Source organism: Marinobacter sp. SS13-12 (assembly GCF_030227115.1).
GTDB lineage: Bacteria > Pseudomonadota > Gammaproteobacteria > Pseudomonadales > Oleiphilaceae > Marinobacter.
Genome location: NZ_JASSUA010000001.1, coordinates 2,632,115 through 2,650,115 on the forward strand (window position 1 = coordinate 2,632,115; position 18,001 = coordinate 2,650,115).

The 18,001-nt window shown below is 59.4% G+C and carries 15 protein-coding genes; 13 read left to right on the plus strand and 2 right to left on the minus strand.

The window, feature by feature from the left end; all coding sequences use genetic code 11:
- Positions 1–12 precede the first annotated feature (12 nt).
- The 10 genes from QPL94_RS12040 to QPL94_RS12085 all read left to right on the plus strand — a co-directional run bounded on the left by QPL94_RS12040 (position 13) and on the right by QPL94_RS12085 (position 9,964).
- The gene (locus QPL94_RS12040; protein WP_285357593.1) at positions 13–1,191 is read left to right on the plus strand and encodes a vWA domain-containing protein; all 1,179 of its coding nucleotides are present in this window, start codon (positions 13–15) and stop codon (positions 1,189–1,191) included.
- A gap of 326 nt (positions 1,192–1,517) precedes the next feature.
- A complete protein-coding gene (locus QPL94_RS12045) occupies positions 1,518–2,069 on the plus strand; it encodes an AraC family transcriptional regulator (protein ID WP_285357595.1) in 552 nt (183 codons plus the stop codon).
- Between the two features lie 90 nt (positions 2,070–2,159).
- Complete coding sequence (locus tag QPL94_RS12050; RefSeq protein WP_285357596.1) at positions 2,160–3,725, plus strand: hypothetical protein; 1,566 nt, start codon at positions 2,160–2,162, stop codon at positions 3,723–3,725.
- The gene (locus QPL94_RS12055; protein WP_285357597.1) at positions 3,722–6,523 is read left to right on the plus strand and encodes an outer membrane protein assembly factor BamD; all 2,802 of its coding nucleotides are present in this window, start codon (positions 3,722–3,724) and stop codon (positions 6,521–6,523) included. Before QPL94_RS12050 ends, QPL94_RS12055 begins: the two co-directional genes overlap by 4 nt.
- Positions 6,498–6,983, plus strand: a complete 486-nt coding sequence (locus QPL94_RS12060) for a tetratricopeptide repeat protein (protein WP_285357598.1) — start codon at positions 6,498–6,500, stop codon at positions 6,981–6,983. Before QPL94_RS12055 ends, QPL94_RS12060 begins: the two co-directional genes overlap by 26 nt.
- The gene (locus QPL94_RS12065) at positions 6,984–7,301 is read left to right on the plus strand and encodes a hypothetical protein (protein WP_285357599.1); all 318 of its coding nucleotides are present in this window, start codon (positions 6,984–6,986) and stop codon (positions 7,299–7,301) included.
- Positions 7,302–7,317: 16 nt separating this feature from the next.
- A complete protein-coding gene (locus tag QPL94_RS12070) occupies positions 7,318–7,974 on the plus strand; it encodes a MotA/TolQ/ExbB proton channel family protein (protein WP_285357600.1) in 657 nt (218 codons plus the stop codon).
- 16 nt (positions 7,975–7,990) lie between these two features.
- On the plus strand, positions 7,991–8,506 hold the full coding sequence (locus QPL94_RS12075) for an ExbD/TolR family protein (protein ID WP_285357601.1): 516 nt from the start codon (positions 7,991–7,993) through the stop codon (positions 8,504–8,506).
- Complete coding sequence (locus tag QPL94_RS12080) at positions 8,503–8,997, plus strand: ExbD/TolR family protein (protein ID WP_137434585.1); 495 nt, start codon at positions 8,503–8,505, stop codon at positions 8,995–8,997. The genes QPL94_RS12075 and QPL94_RS12080 overlap by 4 nt, the downstream gene beginning before the upstream one ends.
- Positions 8,990–9,964, plus strand: coding sequence for an AgmX/PglI C-terminal domain-containing protein (locus QPL94_RS12085; RefSeq protein ID WP_285357602.1), 975 nt, complete (start codon positions 8,990–8,992; stop codon positions 9,962–9,964). The genes QPL94_RS12080 and QPL94_RS12085 overlap by 8 nt, the downstream gene beginning before the upstream one ends.
- Here the strand turns inward: QPL94_RS12085 and QPL94_RS12090 are convergent.
- Entirely contained in the window at positions 9,961–10,446 is a 486-nt protein-coding gene (locus QPL94_RS12090; RefSeq protein WP_285357603.1) for a MaoC/PaaZ C-terminal domain-containing protein, read from the minus strand. The genes QPL94_RS12085 and QPL94_RS12090 overlap by 4 nt on opposite strands.
- Positions 10,447–10,654: 208 nt before the next feature.
- Between QPL94_RS12090 and QPL94_RS12095 the strand changes: the two genes are divergently transcribed.
- The 3 genes from QPL94_RS12095 to QPL94_RS12105 all read left to right on the plus strand — a co-directional run bounded on the left by QPL94_RS12095 (position 10,655) and on the right by QPL94_RS12105 (position 17,526).
- Positions 10,655–12,331: a long-chain fatty acid--CoA ligase gene (locus tag QPL94_RS12095; RefSeq protein WP_285357604.1), complete on the plus strand. Its 1,677-nt coding sequence runs from the start codon at positions 10,655–10,657 to the stop codon at positions 12,329–12,331.
- A gap of 8 nt (positions 12,332–12,339) precedes the next feature.
- The gene (hrpA, locus tag QPL94_RS12100) at positions 12,340–16,266 is read left to right on the plus strand and encodes an ATP-dependent RNA helicase HrpA (RefSeq protein WP_285357605.1); all 3,927 of its coding nucleotides are present in this window, start codon (positions 12,340–12,342) and stop codon (positions 16,264–16,266) included.
- Between the two features lie 138 nt (positions 16,267–16,404).
- Positions 16,405–17,526 (plus strand): beta-ketoacyl-ACP synthase III, encoded by a 1,122-nt coding sequence (locus QPL94_RS12105; protein WP_285357612.1) that lies wholly within the window; start codon positions 16,405–16,407, stop codon positions 17,524–17,526.
- 31 nt (positions 17,527–17,557) lie between these two features.
- Here QPL94_RS12105 and QPL94_RS12110 read toward each other — a convergent pair whose 3' ends face one another.
- Positions 17,558–17,965 carry an acyl-CoA thioesterase gene (locus QPL94_RS12110; RefSeq protein ID WP_285357613.1) on the minus strand — a complete coding sequence of 136 codons (408 nt, stop codon included), beginning with the start codon at positions 17,963–17,965 and terminating at the stop codon, positions 17,558–17,560.
- Between the last annotated feature and the right edge of the window lie 36 nt (positions 17,966–18,001).

The window sequence follows — 18,001 nt, forward strand, 5'->3', positions numbered from 1 at the left end:
GAGCAACACTGTATGTTGATTGATTTTTTTCTCGAAGTCCGGCGCGCAAAGGTCCCCGCCAGCCTGCGTGAATTCCTCGATCTGCTGGAAGCCCTGCAGAACCGGCTGGCTTTCGCCAATATGGAAGAATTCTACTATCTGGCCCGGGTGTGCCTGGTCAAGGACGAGCGCCATTTCGACAAGTTTGACCGGGCATTCCAGGCCTATTTCGAGGGTATTGAAAACCTCGACGACCTGATGGAAGCACTGATTCCCGACGACTGGCTGCGGGCGGAATTTGAAAAGCAGTTGTCCGAGGAAGACAAGGCAAAGATCGATTCCCTGGGTGGCCTGGAAGAGCTGATCGAAACCTTCAAGAAGCGCATGGAAGAGCAGAAGGAGCGGCACCAGGGCGGCAACAAGTGGATCGGTACCGGTGGCACCTCACCCTTTGGTGCTAACGGTTATAACCCCGAAGGTTTCCGTATTGGCCAGAACAAGGGCCGTCACGGCCGTGCGGTGAAAGTCTGGGAAAAGCGCGAGTTCAAGGATCTGGATGACAGCGTCACCCTCGGCATTCGCAATATCAAGGTGGCCATGCGTCGGCTGCGGAAATTTGCCCGCCAGGGCGCTGCCGACCAGCTGGATATGGACGATACCATCCGCTCCACCGCCCGCAATGCCGGCTACCTGGACCTGAAAATGGTTCCCGAGCGGCACAACGCGGTCAAGGTGCTGATCTTCTTCGATGTGGGCGGTTCCATGGATCCCCACGTGCGGGTGTGCGAAGAGCTGTTCTCCGCCGCGCGGATGGAGTTCAAGCATATGGAATACTTCTACTTCCATAACTTCGTCTACGAGAGCGTGTGGAAGAACAATGTTCGCCGCATGAACGAGACCACCAGTACCTGGGACATCCTTCACAAGTACACCCCGGACTACAAGGTGATCTTTGTAGGGGATGCCACCATGGCGCCCTATGAAATTTCGCACCCGGGCGGTTCCATCGAGCACTGGAACGAGGAAGCGGGGGCCACATGGTTCCAGCGAATCACCGAACATTTCCGCAAGGTCGTGTGGATTAACCCGCTGCCAGAGAATTACTGGGGGCAGGGTGGCTCACTGGGCATGACCCGGCAACTGGTGAATGACCACATGTACCCGCTGACCATTGAAGGCCTGGAATCGGCCATGAAACAGTTGAGCAAATAAAAAAAGCCGATGCGGTTGAGGGCATCGGCTAAGCTCGGCATATCAAACGGGATAGCTATCGTAGCTTCCCCGCACCTCAGTACCTGCAAGTCCAGGGCCATGTAATTAATAATATTATAAATCAATCATATAGTCATTGCGGCATGGGTCATGGCGTAACGTGACACTCCCCCCTGTTTCTTCCCTGTCAAAAAAACCGACGCTTTCGGATTCCCAATTGGTGATCTGGATACCGTTCTTGCCTGTTACCAAGTGTTACTCTTTCTTCCGGATTGTTACAGAAGATTGCAAGAGGCAGGAAGCGTATGGTTGCCGGAGAGCAGGTTATGGCGCAGGTAACAGAGCTGGTTGAGCGCGGATTCGGCGGGACACTGGCCACTGTGGCGGCCTTGTTCATGGCCCTGGCTGTCCCCTTCGGGCAAGAGGCCTTCGCCGACACGCTGGACAGCGAGATAGATCGCCTGAAAGCCGACGTGGCGGATCTCAGCCAGAGTCTTTATGAGCTGGAAGAAGACGTGCTTTATCCCGCCGATACGCAGGTGGCAGTTTTCCTGACACTCAAGGATCGGGAAGGGCTTGAGCTGGACACGGTGGAGTTGTACCTCAACGGCACGCCAGTAGCCTCACACCTCTATACCGAGCGAGAGCGCGGTTCGCTCAAACAGGGCGGTGTCCAGCGCCTCTACATCGGTAACCTCCCCCACGGAGCCCATCAGCTGAAAGCGGTGCTCACCGCCCGCTCTGCAAATGAGCGATTCGTTCGCCGGGAAGTCACTCACGATTTCCGCAAGCGCCCTGGCGAATCCCGACTCCAGATGACGCTGGATGCCCGGGCCCCCGATTTCGAACCGGTTGTTTCGTTTCAGGAATGGAAGTAGGACGAAATGATGGCGTTGCAACCCCGGCTCGTTAGATTCACTGGTTTTATCATCCTCGCGCTGGCCTGCATGCCAGTGCCAGCAAGCCCTGTGAGTGATGACAAAGCTCGATTGCTCAGCGGTCTGGCCAGGTTCGTTCTGGACTCCGGGGACCCGGCGGCCGCCTTGCGCTATACCCGGAACCTGTCCACTGAAACGGACCAGCTCGTTCGCGCCAGAGCGCTGATGGTTACCGGTAATGGCGACAACGCCCGGAGGTTACTCGAACAACTTCTGGCCGGGCAGTACTATCGTGGCCAGGCGGCCCTTTTGCTGGCTGACCTGGCGGCGAGTAGCGGCGAGCAAGAAGCGGCGGGGAACTATCTTGAAACCGCAGCCAGACTTGCCCACGGCGAGACACGGCAGCAGGCACTGTATCGCCTGGCCGAGCTCCACCGCGAAGCGGATCAAACCGACAGGGCCGGGCAGGTGCTCGCCGCCATGGAGCCCGGTTACTGGTCGGCCCTGGGCTACATGAATATTTCCGCTGATTACGGCAAGCGGGACCTGAACCCGTCCCGGGCACTGGTAGCGCTACGGGTGGCGTTGGCCATGTCGGAAGAAGACACCGACACCCGGCGCAGCGAGGAACTCAGAAGTCGCCTTCTGGTGCGGGCAGGCCATCTTGCGCACATGCACGAAGACCACGACAAGGCCATCAGCTTTCTGGAAAAGGTGCCCCTTGAGAGTTACAGCACACCCCAGGGCCTGTATCTCCGCGGCCTGGCGCTATCAGCGAACGGTAATCAGCGAGCAGCCATGCAGTCCTGGCATCGCGCCAAAAAGTATCCGCTGGCCTATCCGGGTGTTGCCAATGCCTGGCTGGGGACCGGGCGTGGGTACGATCTTTCCGGTTATCTTGGTCAGGCCGGGGAGGCCTATCTGGCTGCCAACGCCTCGTTCGAGAGCGAACGGGTAACCCTGCGGAAGCTGGCAGACCAGATTCGCGACAAGGGCGCCTACCAGGCACTGGTCAGAGATGCCCGGGATTCCAACGCTGAGTGGTTCCTGGCGGACAGCCGGACACTGACCCAGCCAAGAACGGCCTATCTGCTGCGATTCATGGAACAGGCCCGGGCCCAGGAAGCCGTCAACCGCGTGGCGGAACTGGAACAGGTCAGCCAACAGCTTGCCCAACGTGAAGACAGCCTCGCGGTCTTCCGCCGGGCCATCCGGGAGCGCCTTGGGCCCGCTGACAATTCCACAGCTAACGGCGCTCGCTACAACGATCAGATCGAGGCGCTGTCGGAGCGAATTGCTGCCTTGAACGAACGTGCGACGTCTGTTGCACAGAAGGAGGCGTTACGAGGCGCCGCCAGTACCCTGGCAGACCTGAAGTCCTCCCTTGGGAAGCTGGATCAGAGGCTTGCAGCAAAGGACCGCCGTCTGAGCGAGTTGTTGGCCCGGACCGACCGGGCTATGGAACGGGTAAGAGGGATTCGAGGCCGGACCACCCGGTTGCAGGCTGAGGCGGAAGAAGCCCTCGACAAGATTGCGCTTGCCTATGTGGAAGACCAGGACGACCGCATGGCGTTTGCCCTGGACCGCACCGAACAGCAGATTGCCCACCTGTACGAATACCTTGCCCTGCAGAACATCAAACGGGGTGAGCCATGAGACGCCTGCTGATCGTTTCCCTGGCCGTGACCCTGTCGTTGCCCGGCGTGAAGGCTATGGCCCAGGAATCCTTCCGGGTAGAGCTGGGGCGCGATGGAGAAACCATCGGCGACATGCGGCCGGTCTTCCTCGAATTCAAAACCCGCCCCATGCCGGCAATCTCTCCCACGGAAGTGGCCCGGCGCTACCAACGCCTGTTCGATAATTCCGACGAGCCCGAGGTGCGGATTGATGCCCTGAACCGGTTATCGAACATCCAGAAAGTCACCGGTGAAGACGTCAGTTTCGACGATGAGAGAGAGCAGCAGGTGTACCGCCAGGCTCTGGACAGCTACGAATCCATCCTGGACCGGGGCTCCTATCAGGGCCGGCTTGATGAGTTGCTTTACCAGATGGCGAAAGCCCATGCCTATACCGGTCAGGCGGAAGAGTCCATTGATCGCCTGCGCCAGCTTGTCGGTCTTTATCCCTCGTCGACTCTTGTGCCGGAAGCCCGTTTCCGGATTGCTGAAGCGTCATTCTCGGCGGGTGACTATGCGGTGGCGGAGTCTGAATATAGTCGTGTTATCTCGGGATATGGCGCAGAAAACCTCAAGACCAAGGCTCGTTACATGCAGGGCTGGAGCCAGTACAAGCAGGGTCCTTCCGCATGGCAAAGAGCCGGGGAAACGTTTCTGGCCGTACTGGACAGGTTCAGCGGTGAAACGGACAGCTTTCGACGGATTCCCACCGATGATGCCGAACTGGTGGAGGACACCTTCCGGATAATCGCCCTGATGGCGGCGGACGCCCGGGGCGCGAATTCACTGGCTCAATGGTTGGATAACGCCGGCGGCAGGGACTATGCCTACCTGCTTTATGACCGGCTTGCCGACTACTACGCCAGCAACGCCCGTTATGAGGACAGCGTGACCGTCAACCGGCGTTTTGTGGATGAGCACTACAACCACCCGGCTGCGCCTGCGTTTCTTGCCCAGAATGTGGATGTATGGCTCATGGCCGGACGGGCAGGCCGAGCCAGGGAAGCCCGGGCAGATTACGTGACAATGTTTTCAGAGAACGACCGGTACCAGGCACTTGCCGATTCCGATCGCCAGCGTTGGCAGTCGTTCAGCCGGTCGCTGGCAGACTACCATTATGACCAGGCGGAGGAGTCCGCGGGTGAGCGTAAGCGTGAGCAATTCAGCCTCGCCGCGGATTACTACCGCCAGCTGGCTCCACGGCTTACCGAGCCCGGTGAAGTGCTCCGGCTCTCCGGCGATGCCTTCCTGCAGGCTGGCGAGTACCGGGATGCACTGACCGGATTCCGGCAGGCGGCTTATGACACCAACGGATATCCGGGCGCTGGAGATGCCGCGTGGGCCGCTGTTGTACTCCAGCGCGGAGCACTGGACAGCCGATATGCCCTGAGCGCCACACTGGACGATCTGGCGCTTGAAGCAGAGCGTTTTGCTGAAGCCTTTGCGAATGACCCGCGCCTGCCCGGGCTGAATGCCGATATCGCTAACCGGTTACTGGCGCAGGGGCGTCACGATGATGCTCTGCGCTTTGCCGAGGCGGCCATTGCCCATCCGGCCGCCGGGGGCCAGGCGCGTTACAGTGCCTGGCTGGTTGCTGGTGAGGCGTTTGTTGCCGGGGGGGCTTTCGGCCTGGCTGAAAACGCCTGGCGCAAGTCACTGGCGCTGTTGGAGTCCGGCGCGCTTCCGGATAATCAGGGCAGAGACACAGAAAGCCTGCAGCGCCAACTGGCGAGCAGTATCTACTATCAGGGGGAACAGGCCGCCAAGGAGGGTAGAACGGATCAGGCAGTTGCCCATTTCCAGAGGGTGGAATCCGTCCTCCCGCGGTCGGATATTGCCGTCAAGGGCCGTTACGACGCCGCCAATACCCTGTTGAAGGCGGATCGCTGGCAGGCTGCGATCAATGAATTGAACCGTTTCCGTGCTGACTATCCGAACCATGAACTCACCAGTACGGTCAGCGAAAAACTGGTGTTCGCCTACCAGTCTTCAGAACAACCAGTTCGAGCCGCAGACGAGCTGATGGCCGGAGCAGGGGCGGAAGCACCAGCCTGGGAACGCCAGCTCAGAGCTGCGGAGCTTTACCACCAGGCCAACGCCCATAACCGGCGCAACCGGATTTACGTGGCCTGGCTCAACGGTGCCGAAGCCGCTCTTGCACCGCCGGATTCCGGCGCCCATATCCGCAACCAGACCATGCGCCAGCGCCTGATCGAGGCCGACGTTGAACCACGCCGGTATCGCGCTGAACTGGTGGAACAGGAACTGGCCAGCCGCTGGCACTCGGACGACACCCTGGCCTGGGCCGGCAGGGCAGCCATGGTGCTGGGTGAGGGCGAAGCGGCGCAATTTGCGGGCGTGGCACTGCAACATCCCCTGGGGCCATCGCTTGAGAAAAAACAGCAGGCACTGGAATCGGCCCGGGAGCGTCTGGCACAGGCCGAACAATTGGGTGGCGATGCCTTGCGCTCAGAAATTCTCTTCCGGCGGGCCGAGCTCTATCGGGTAATGGCTCAGGACCTGATTGCCTCGCAAGCGCCAGCGGACCTGAACGAGCTGGAAGCCATGCAGTACCAGATGCTGCTTGAGGAAGAGGCGTATCCGTTCGAGGAGAAAGCCATCAAGCTGCACGCGCAGAATCATCAACGGCTGGCCGATGGTGAGTTTGACCACTGGGTCGAGCAAAGTCTTCAGGTGCTGGCAAAGCTGTTCCCCGGCCGTTATGACCGGGACGTTCGCTGGATGACATGGAATGAGGAGTCTAACGATGGTGCCTGATGCGGTTCGCTCCCTGGTGTTGATGTTCTGCCTGTCTGTGCTGGTGACCGGTTGTGCCAGTAAGCCCGAGCCCGAACCTGTTGTGGACAGCAGCGCCGAGGCCGGCGAGCTCGCCCGCCAGGCATGGCAGGCGCAGCAGCAGGGCAAGACTGAAGAGGCCCTGGCTCGGTACCGGCAGGCTTTCAACCTGGACCCCGGCAATGCCATGACGGCCAACAACCTGGCGTTACTGTTGCGGGAGCAGGGGCGCTTTGGCGAGGCAGCATCGATGTTGCGAAAAGGGCTGGAGCATTCGCCGGACACCGAAGAGCTGCATTACAACCTGGCGATTATCTCGGAGCTTTACCTGCTCGACCTGGATACCGCACTACGCCATTACCGCCGTTACAGCGAACTGGCCGATGCCGAAGGCAAACAGGTGGCCGGCTGGATTGCGGACCTGGAAAGGAGGGTCGAGTAAATGAGCAAATCCCCCTTGCTGGCAGTAGCCGGACTGATTGCGCTTCTGGCAACACTTCCGTCACAGGCTGTTGCGACAGAAAGTGACACCGTAGCGCTCTCGGTGGAGGGTATCACCCGCCATACCGGCGATGACGACCCGGGCGTGCTCTATATCCTGCCCTGGCAGCCACCCACCCTGCCACGCCGGACGCGGGCAGAGCTGGAGGCAGGTAATGAAGAATTGCTTGAACCCAAGGATCCGCTGACGCTGGAGCGTCACCGGAAATTTCGTGAAACGCTGAATCCGTCCCTGGATTCCACGCTGTCCCTGCAGTAGAAACGGGAGTCTGAATATGCTGGAAACTGTTGTTCGATTTTTTCAGGAAGGTGGTCCCTTCATGTACCCCATCGCCCTTGTGCTGGCGGTCGGCCTGGCGATCACCATTGAACGTTTTGTCTATCTCGCTTCGGTGCGGCGGCGAAACCGCCTGGCGTTCGAGAAAGGCATACTGCCGCTGCTGCGTAAGCGGGACTACCAGCGTGCCATGAAAGCGGCCAGCAATTCCGACAGTGCTATCGCTTCTATCATGAGTGCCGGTATCGGTCGGCTGCTCAATAATCATCCCCGCGAAGATGTTGAATACGCCATGGAAGAGGGCTTGATGGAAGTGTTGCCGCGACTGGAGAAACGCACCCAGTACCTGGCCACACTGGCCAATATTGCCACCTTGCTGGGACTGCTTGGCACCATCATCGGCCTGATAGCCGCCTTCACGGCGGTCGCCGCCGCGGACCCGTCACAGAAGGCGTCCTTGTTGTCGGAAAGCATTTCCGTGGCCATGAACACCACCGCCTTCGGGCTGATGTCGGCGATTCCGTTGCTGATGTTCCATGCATTGCTTCAGACCCGCACCAACGAGATTGTCGACAGTTTCGAGATGGCCGGTGTGAAGCTGCTGAACATCATTTCCGAGCAGACGTCGCCCTCACCAAAGCAATCCGCCGCCTGAGCCGGGGTTTCGCAGTATGAGACGAAAGCATCGCAGGCTCGCCAGCAATCCGGAACTGGACATCACGCCGTTCCTGAATCTTATGATCGTGCTGGTACCGGTTTTGCTGCTGGGCATGGTGTTCAGCCAGATCCGGATGATTGAGCTGAACTTCCCGGGCATGGAAGCCGGTGAGGCACCGGAGGCCGACGAGTTGCGGCTGGTGGTTGCCCTGATACCGGACGGACTGGAAGTGCTGGACAGCGAGCGCGGCGTCATCCGGACGCTGCCACTGGTGGAAGGTGAGCAGGATTTCGACGGCTTGCGGGAAACCCTGAAACAGGTCAAGCAACGGGTGCCGGACAAGACGGATATCGTCCTTGAGGTCGGCCCGGAGATCGATTACCAGACACTGGTGACAACCATGGACACGCTTCGTTCCTACCAGGCCGTAGTAGCCGCCAGCGTGGTGGAAGGAGAGCTGTTTCCGGATGTTGCCCTGGCTGACGCTCCTGAAAACCGGGCACTGTCGGATACCGGGGAGGGCGTATGAAAACATCCCGTCGCGCCCGCCGGATGCAGCGCCACTACGGGCGCATGCATCGGCCCGGTGGCCTGAACCTGGTCTCGCTGATGGATATCTTCACTATTCTGGTGTTCTTTCTGATGGTGAGCTCCTCCGACGTGAAGGTGATGCAGAATACGGCTGATGTACCTTTGCCGGAATCCACTGCAGAGAACGACGCAGTGGAATCCATGATGGTTCAGGTGATTGGCCGGTCTATTCTGGTTCAGGGCCGTGAAGTGGCCACACTGGACAGCATCGAGACTGGCGACAAAACCATTGGCGGGCTGGCCGAAGAGCTCGCGTGGGTCAGGAATCGCAGGGGAGAGGTGCCGGAGCAGGGGCATGAGGTAACCATTATGGCCGGCCGTTCGACGGATTACCGACTGCTTCGAAAGATCATGCAGACCTGTATTGACGAAGATTTCCGGCAGGTGCGGCTCGCGGTGGAGTCAACAAAGGAGGTGGGCAGTGGCTGACCGTCAGAACCTGCCTTCCGGCTTGCCCTGGGGCGCGGAGAAAGGTGAAAACCGCCGATTCGTATTGGCTTTGCTGGTTATGGTCGCGGTTTTTCTGCCGCCGGCATTCCTGATTCCGGCCATGAATCTTCCCGAACCGGAACGCAGCGAAGCGGAGCAAATACCACCCCAATTGGCCAGACTGGTGGAGCAGCCCGATCCACCAGAGCCGGTGTCTTTGCCGGAGCCGGAGCCGGAACCGCAACCTGAGCCCGAACCGGCAGAACCGGAGGCGCCGGAACCGGACGCTCCTGCGCAATCAGTGGCCGAGACGATCGAAGAAACGCCGCCACCGGAGCCCGCCCGGACAGAGCCGAAACAGACCGTGGAGCAGGCCCGCGAAACCGCGTCCCGCTCAGGCCTGTTGGCGATGAAGGACCAGCTTGCCAGCATGCGCACGCCAGAGCCTGACCGGGTGAAAACCCTCTCCGCCAACGTCGAGGCGGCAGGTGATGCCAGGCCGGGAGACCTGTTCGGTGCCGAAGCCGACCCGGATACGGCTCTGGCAGGCAGCGGTGGCGTGAGCCGGGAATCGGCGCCGGAAGCCGACGTTGCGGTTGCCGGCCACGAAGTCCGAGAGGTTGAGGTGGCACAGGAAGCGGCGCCCGAGCCGGCACCCGCGCCGGATTCCGGGCCAGGCAAACGTGCCATGAGCAATATTCGCCAGGTATTTGATGCCCAGAAAACCGCGCTTTATTCGCTGTATCGAAGGGAGCTGAGGCAGGACCCGACCCTGGAAGGCAAGCTGATGCTGGAGCTGGTGATCGAGCCGGATGGCTCGGTGTCCCGCTGCGAGGTGGTGAGTTCCGAGCTGAACAACGACAGTCTGGAACAGCGTATCGCCACACGGGTACGCCTGTTCAACTTCGGTGAAGACGATGTGGAATCCCGCACGGTGAGATTCCCCATCGACTTTCTGCCGGGCTAGCGTTCAATGGTAATCTTGGGTAGCCGGGGTTTGCTGAGGGACACTTTCTGGGTGGGAGCGATTACTTTGGCTTCACCGGTGACTACCTTCTCATCGTTCTGGTTACGAACGTCGCAGGCCAGGGTCACGCGGTTCCGTCGCCCCTTGCTAAGCACTTTCAGGTTTACCGTAAGTGTATCGTCCACTTTGACTGCCTGTCTGAACGTCAGGCTCTGTTCCAGGTAGACGGTGCCTGGTCCCGGCATCACGGTGGCCAGGGCAGCGGAAATCAGCGAACCGCTCCACATGCCATGAGCAATACGCTCATGGTACGCGGAGTCGGCGGCAAATTCGGAATCCAGATGCAATGGGTTAACGTCGCCCGATACCGCCGCAAAGAGCACCAGCTCGTCTTCTGTCAGTGTCTTTACGAAGGTTGCAGAGTCGCCTTCCTGAAGTTCGTCGTAGGTAATGTTTTCAAGCGTATCGAGGGTGTCGCTCATTTGGGCTCCGCTGGCGGTCCTGACGGAATAATTGCCAATCAGGTTGTTGGTTGTAGAAGCTACAGTCCTGCCTCGAAAACTACCTCATCGTTCACAAAACTGCTATTCTCTCCCGACTTTTCGAGGCTGATACTTTTGTCTGGTTGATTTTTTGATCAAACCGATATCGGTACACATTATAAGCACAAACGCCTAACAGGAGATGGTGATGGATTTTGAGCAGTTCTATCAGGACAAATACCCCGCCGGTGTGTCCCGCGACGTAAACCTGGACAAGTACACCAGCATGGTGGACGTATTTGATCAGGCGGTGAAAAAATACGCCGACCGGCCTGCCTTCAGCGCTGTTGGCGCCACGCTCACCTATCGCGATCTGGACACCCAGAGCCGTAATTTTGCGGCCTGGCTGCAGAACAAGACTGACCTCAAACCGGGTGACCGGATTGCGGTTCAGATGCCCAATGTTTCCCAGTATCCCGTTGTTGTGTTCGGTGCCATGCGTGCCGGCCTGATTGTGGTGAACACCAACCCGCTGTATACCACCCGCGAGATGGAACACCAGTTTAACGACTCCGGCGCCAAAGCGCTCGTGGTGCTGGCCAACATGGCCAATAACGCCGAGAAGGTGCTCCCCCATACCAGCATCGAGCATGTCATTGTTACCGAAATTGCTGACATGCACTCTCCGCTGAAGCGTACGCTGATGAACGCGGCGGTAAAACACCTGAAGAAAATGGTGCCGGCCTATAACCTGCCACAGGCCCACAAATTGCCAGCGGTTCTCAGCGCCGGTAGCAAGGAAAAGTTCACTCCGGTTGAGTGTAAGAAAGACGATATCGCCGTACTGCAGTACACCGGTGGTACCACGGGTGTTGCCAAGGGCGCCATGCTGACCCACGGCAACCTGGTGGCGAACCTGCTGCAGGTGCGCCCGATGATGGAAGACACGGTGGAAGAGGGCAAGGAAGTGGTGGTTGCACCGCTGCCGCTGTACCACATCTACTCGTTTACCCTGAACTGCGGCATCATGCTGGAAGCCGGCGCCCATAACGTGCTTATTCCGAACCCCCGCGATATTCCGGGCTTCGTCAAGGAACTCAAGAACTACAAATTCACGGCTTTCCTGGGCCTGAATACCCTGTTCGTGGCGCTGTGTAACAACGAAGAGTTCCAGGATCTGGATTTCAGTGGGCTTAAGCTGACCTCCTCAGGCGGTATGGCGCTGACCAGTGATACTGCAAAGATGTGGCAGCGTGTCACCGGCTGTGAGATCAGTGAAGGCTACGGCATGACCGAAACGTCGCCGGTTGTCACCTTCAACCCCAGCAGTGCCATTCAGCTTGGCACCATCGGCCTGCCTATCCCGGGTACCGAAGTCAAAACCATTGACGATGACGGCAACGAAACCCCGATTGGCGAGCCGGGCGAGCTGTGTGTGAAGGGCCCGCAGGTGATGCGCGGCTACTGGCAGCGCCCCGAGGACACCCAGAAATCCTTTACCGACGATGGCTTCCTGCAAACCGGCGACATCGCCCTTATCCAGGAAGATGGGTATATTCGTATTGTGGACCGCAAGAAGGACATGATTATCGTGTCCGGCTTCAACGTGTTCCCGAACGAAATCGAAGATGTTGTGAGCGGACACCCGAAAGTGGTTGAATGTGCCGCTGTCGGTGTGGAAGATGCCAAGAGCGGCGAAGCCGTGAAGGTCTTCCTGGTGCCCACTGCAGAAGGCGTTACGGAGAATGAACTGAAAGAGTTCTGCCGTGAACGCCTGACCGCCTACAAGGTGCCCAAGTCGTTCGAGTTCCGCGAAGAACTGCCGAAAACCAACGTTGGCAAGATCCTGCGCCGCGAGCTCCGGGACGAAGCCAACAACAAGTAAAAGGTTCGATGACACAAGCCCCACCAGCACAGCCAGCGAATACGCCAGACAGCAGGGCGGCCGTAAAGGCCGTCCTGGAACAGCTGGATACCTGCAACCAGATTGAAGCAGCCCGTATTCACAAGCTGGTGGCCCGTAAAAAAGGCCACCCGGGGCAGAAAGACCTCGAGAAAATGGCGCAATGGCTTGACCGCGGTCAGGCCAGGGTCAGGGACCGCCTGGCGCTGCACAAGCCCGCCACCTTTCCCCCATCGTTGCCGGTATCGGACCGGGTCGATGATATTCGCGAGGCCATCGAACAGAATCAGGTGGTGATCATTGCCGGTGAAACCGGTTCTGGTAAAACCACCCAGATTCCCAAGATCTGCATGAACAGCGGCCGCGGCATTCGCGGGCTGATTGGCCATACCCAGCCGCGGCGAATTGCTGCCCGCACCGTCGCCGGCCGCATTGCCGAGGAACTCGGAGAGCAGACCGGGGGCCAGGTGGGCTACCAGGTACGCTTCACCGATACCACCTCCGAGCAGTCACGACTGAAGGTGATGACCGATGGCATCCTGCTGTCGGAAGTCCAGCACGACCGGTTTCTCGACCGTTACGATACCCTGATTATCGACGAGGCCCACGAACGCAGCCTCAACATCGATTTTCTGATGGGCTACCTGCGGCAGCTTCTGCCCAAACGCCCGGACCTGAAGGTCATTATCACCTCCGCCACCATTGAGGTGGAGCGATTCAGCCAGTTCTTCAACGATGCCCCGGTGATTGAAGTCAGCGGCCGCACCTTTCCGGTGGATATCCGCTATCGCCCCCTGACCGGTGACGAGGATGATCGTGACCAGGGCTGGACCGACGGCGTGCTGCGGGCCATGGAGGAGATCGAGCAACACGAGCGGGCGGAAAAACAACCCCCGGGCGATGTGCTGGTATTCCTGCCGGGAGAGCGGGAAATCCGCAGCCTGAGCAAGGTGTTGCGCCACGCGGAGCTGCGCCATACCGAGGTGCTTCCGCTGTATTCACGCCTCAGTAACCAGGAGCAGAACCGGATATTCCAGGGTCACCGCGGCCGGCGAATCGTGCTTTCCACCAACGTGGCGGAAACCTCCCTGACGGTGCCGGGTATACGCTACGTGATCGACACCGGCGTGGCGCGGATCAGCCGTTACAGCGTACGCTCCAAAATCCAGCGCCTGCCCATCGAGCCGGTGTCCCAGGCCAGTGCCAACCAGCGGGCAGGGCGGTGTGGCCGGGTGGCACCGGGTATCTGCTTCCGGCTCTATGACGAGACCGACTTTATCAACCGGCCGGAATACACGGACCCGGAGATCCTTCGCACCAACCTGGCGTCCGTCATCCTGCAGATGACCACCTCCGGGCTGGGAGACATCCGGCATTTTCCGTTCCTGGAGCCGCCGGACGCCCGCCTGATCAACGACGGCTACAAACTGCTGGAAGAACTGGGGGCGGTGGACGACAAGCGGCGGGTCACCGGCCTTGGGCGCACCATGGCGCGGTTACCCCTGGACCCGCAGTTGGCCCGCATGCTGGTCACGTCGTCGGAACAGGGCAGCCTGGCGGAAACCCTGGTGATCATCGCCGGCCTCAGTGTCCAGGACCCCAGGGAGCGGCCGCAGGACAAGCAGCAGGCCGCCGACCAGGCCCATGCGCCGTTCAACGACAAGGAATCCGACTTCCTGACGTTCCTGAACATCTGGAATTTCTACGAGGAACAACGCCAGGAACTGTCCCAGAACCAGCTCAAGAAGGTGTGTCAGAAAAGCTTCCTGTCCTGGATGCGGATGCGGGAATGGCGTGACATCCATCGCCAGCTCACGCTGATCTGTCGCGAACAGAAGCTCAGTCTGAACAAGGAAACCGCCAGTTACGAAGCGCTCCACAAGGCCATTCTGGCCGGCCTGTTGGGGCATGTGGCCGTCAAGCTGGAAAAGAAGGAATACCTCGCCACCCGCAATCGAAAGGTGATGATCTTTCCCGGCTCCAAGGTGTCAAAAGCCGGGCCCAAGTGGATTGTCGCGGCTGAAATCGTCGAAACCAGCCGGGTGTTTGCCCGGGTGGTGGCAAAGATTGAGCCCGAATGGATCGAGCCCCTTGCCGGCCATGTGGTGAAACATCACTACTTCGAGCCCCACTGGGAGCAGAAGCGCGCCCAGGTGATGGGCTACGAAAAGATTTCCCTGTACGGCCTCGATATCATCCCCAAACGGCGGATTCCCTACAGCAAGGTCGATCCGGCCGAATGCCGCAACCTGTTTATCCGCCATGCGCTGGTGGAAGGGGATTACCAGTCCAAAGCACCGTTCATTGCCCGCAACCGGGAATTGCTGGATACCGTCGAGAACCTGGAGCGTAAGACCCGGCGCCGGGACCTGCTGGTGGAAGACGAAGTGTTGGTGGATTTCTACGACCAGCGCCTGCCCGCCGACATTGTCAGTGGGCGGCATTTCGAAAGCTGGTGGAAGCAGCTCAGCGCCGACGAACTCCGTAACATGGAGCTTACGGAGTCCGATATTCTCCAGCGCCCGGTGGACGAGCAGGCGGGTGCCCTGTACCCGGATTACCTGGAGTGGGAGGGTGTGCGTTACCCCCTGAGTTACGAGTTTGAGCCCACCAGCGAGCGGGATGGCGTCACCCTGCAGGCGCCGGTGATGGCCCTGAAGCAGCTGCCTGCCAGGCGTCTGGAATGGCTGGTGCCCGGGCTGTTACGGGAGAAGTGCATTGCCCTGGTGAAGGGTCTGCCCAAGGCCTTGCGGCGAAACTTTGTGCCGGTGCCGGACTTTGTGGAAGCGGCGCTGGAGAATCTCCAGCCCTCCAATGAACCCCTTGCACTGCAGTTGGGCGAACAGCTGCGACGCATGACCGGAGTGCGGATTGACCCCGATGCCTGGCCACAAGAGGAGTTGCCCAGGCACCTGCGAATGAACCTGCGGGTAGTGGATGACGCCGGCAAACCCATTGCCGAGGGCCGGGAAACGGAAAAACTGCAGAGCGAACTGGAAGGCCGGGCGGAAGCGGCGCTGACGTCAGCCACCCAAAAGCAGCCGGGTGATGAGCCTGCCAGGACATCGACCGGGTGGGATTTCGGCGAGCTTCCGCAATCCGTCAGAACCGAGAAAGGTGGCATGGAAGTCACCGTGTACCCGGCGCTGGAAGATCAGGGTGATTCGGTGCGCCAGACCCGATTCCTGGACCGCCTGACAGCGGATGACGCTACGCGCAAGGCTGTGGCGCGGCTGATCCTGATCCGGCTGGGCAGCAGGCTGGACGACATCGACCGGAAGTTACCCCACTTCAAGGCCTCGGCGCTGATGTTTGCGCCGGTGGGCAAGGCTCGGGTGCTGCTTGATGACCTTTTGCTGGCAACCGCCATGCAGCATTTTGTGCCGGGCGATGTCCCCCGTGACAGCACGTCCTTCGAGCAGGTGTTCGACGCCGGCCGGGCGGAGTTCATCCCGGCCCTGGAGGAAGCAGACGAAAGGCTGCATCAGGCCATGACCGGCTACCACGGCGTGATGAAGCAATTGAAAGGCAAAATCAGCCTGGCGCTGGCCAATAGTATGGCGGACCTGAAGTTTCAGCTTCAAAACCTTGTTTATCCGGGATTTCTCGTGGCAACGCCGCCGGAATGGCTGGCGCATTTTGGCCGTTATTTCGAGGCCGCCAGTCTCCGTTTCGAAAAAATGCCCAGGGAACTTGGCAGGGAGCGGGAGTTCCTGCATACCATGGAGCCCCTGTGGTCCCGCTACGCCAGCAAACGGGATGAGCAGCAACGCCAGGGGGTTCGGGATCCGGAGCTGGTGCTCTATCGCTGGATGCTGGAAGAGTTCCGGGTATCCTTCTTTGCGCAGCAACTTGGTACTGCTGTACCGGTCTCTGTTAAGCGCCTGGACAGGCAGTGGGAGAAAACGAGGATCTAAGACGATTGTACCCGCGGGCAAAACTTTGAGACTGTGTTAGTATTTGGCCAATATTGGTGCATTCATATCTATGTCGGATTACGCCTGTGGCTCATTGTGCCCTTCACGGGTAAATCCGACCTACTACGTGGGGTGAGCGTGATTAGAGCCGTTATCAGCGGGACCGGGTTGTACACACCGCCAGCAACCATTACCAACGACGAGCTGGTGGAGGCATTCAATGCCTTCGTGGAACTCCACAATGCCCGTCATGCCGACGACATTGCCAGCGGGGATGTCGAGCCACTTCAGCCTTCCTCGTCTGCATTTATCGAGAAAGCCTCGGGCATCAAGCGCCGCCATGTCATCGACAAGGAAGGCATTCTGGACCCGGAGCGGATGTGCCCCAATATACCGGACCGCAGCAACGACGAACCGTCGGTGCAGTGTGAGATGTCGGTTGCAGCCTGCAACGAGGCCCTGAAACAAGCCGGCAAGTCTGCCTCTGATGTGGATGCGGTTATCGTCGCCTGCTCCAATATGCAGCGCCCGTACCCGGCCATTTCCGTGGAAGTTCAGGATGCCCTTGGCATTGAGGGCTTCGCCTACGACATGAATGTGGCCTGCAGCTCAGCCACCTTCGGCCTGCAGGCAGCGGTCAACGCTGTCGAAAATGGCACAGCCAGGGCTGTGCTGGTGGTAAGCCCGGAAATCTGTTCCGGCCACCTGAATTTCCGCGACCGCGACAGTCACTTCATTTTCGGCGATGCCTGCACCGCCATCCTGGTTGAACGGGACGCCGATGTAGCTGAAAGTCAGGGTTTCGAAATACTGGGAACCAGCCTGCTGACGAAGTTCTCCAATAACATCCGCAATAACTTCGGTTTCCTGAACCGGGGTGATGAGTCCGGGATCAACAAGCCGGACAAGCTGTTTGTCCAGCAGGGCCGGAAGGTGTTCAAGGAAGTATCGCCGCTGGTGGCGGAGACCATCCTCAAGCAGCTGTCCAGCCTGTCGCTGGCGCCGGATGACCTCAAGCGCATGTGGCTGCACCAGGCCAACCTGAACATGAACCAGCTGATTGCCCGCAAGGTACTGGGGCGTGATGCGGATACGGAAGAGGCGCCGGTCATTCTGGACGAATACGCCAACACCAGTTCTGCCGGTTCCATCATTGCTTTCCACAAGCACAAGGATGATTTTACCGCTGGCGAACTGGGTGTCATCTGCTCGTTTGGTGCCGGCTACTCCATCGGCAGCGTTGTGGTTCGCCGCCGCTAGAGTGAAGCCATGAAGGGTGGTGGCGGTTGGTTCAGCCGGCCGCCAGCGCCCTGAGTTTGTCTGGCAGGGCCATGGACTTGCGATTGGTGCGGTCAAACCAGACTATCTTTGCGTAGCCTTCCGCGTAAAGCTCCCCGCTCTCGATATCGGTCAGGGTGTGATAGGTGTCGAGGCTGGAATTGCCTGCCTTGTCAGCGTATGTTCTTACCTCGACGGTTGCCGGGTGCGAAAGCTCCTTCAGAAAGGTGGCGCTGGTCTTTATAATGATCGGACCATCAGGGTCGTTTTCCGCACCCAGCTCAAGGGATGCCAGCCAGGTAATGCGGGCCTCTTCGAAGAAGCGGAAAAAAACCGTATTGTTGGCGTGACCGTATGCGTCCATATCACCCCAGCGCAGTGGCATGGAGATGGTGCTGACAAGATTTCCGGGTACTGACATCGGTTTGCTCCTTTTTTAACAACCTCAGGTCTGATG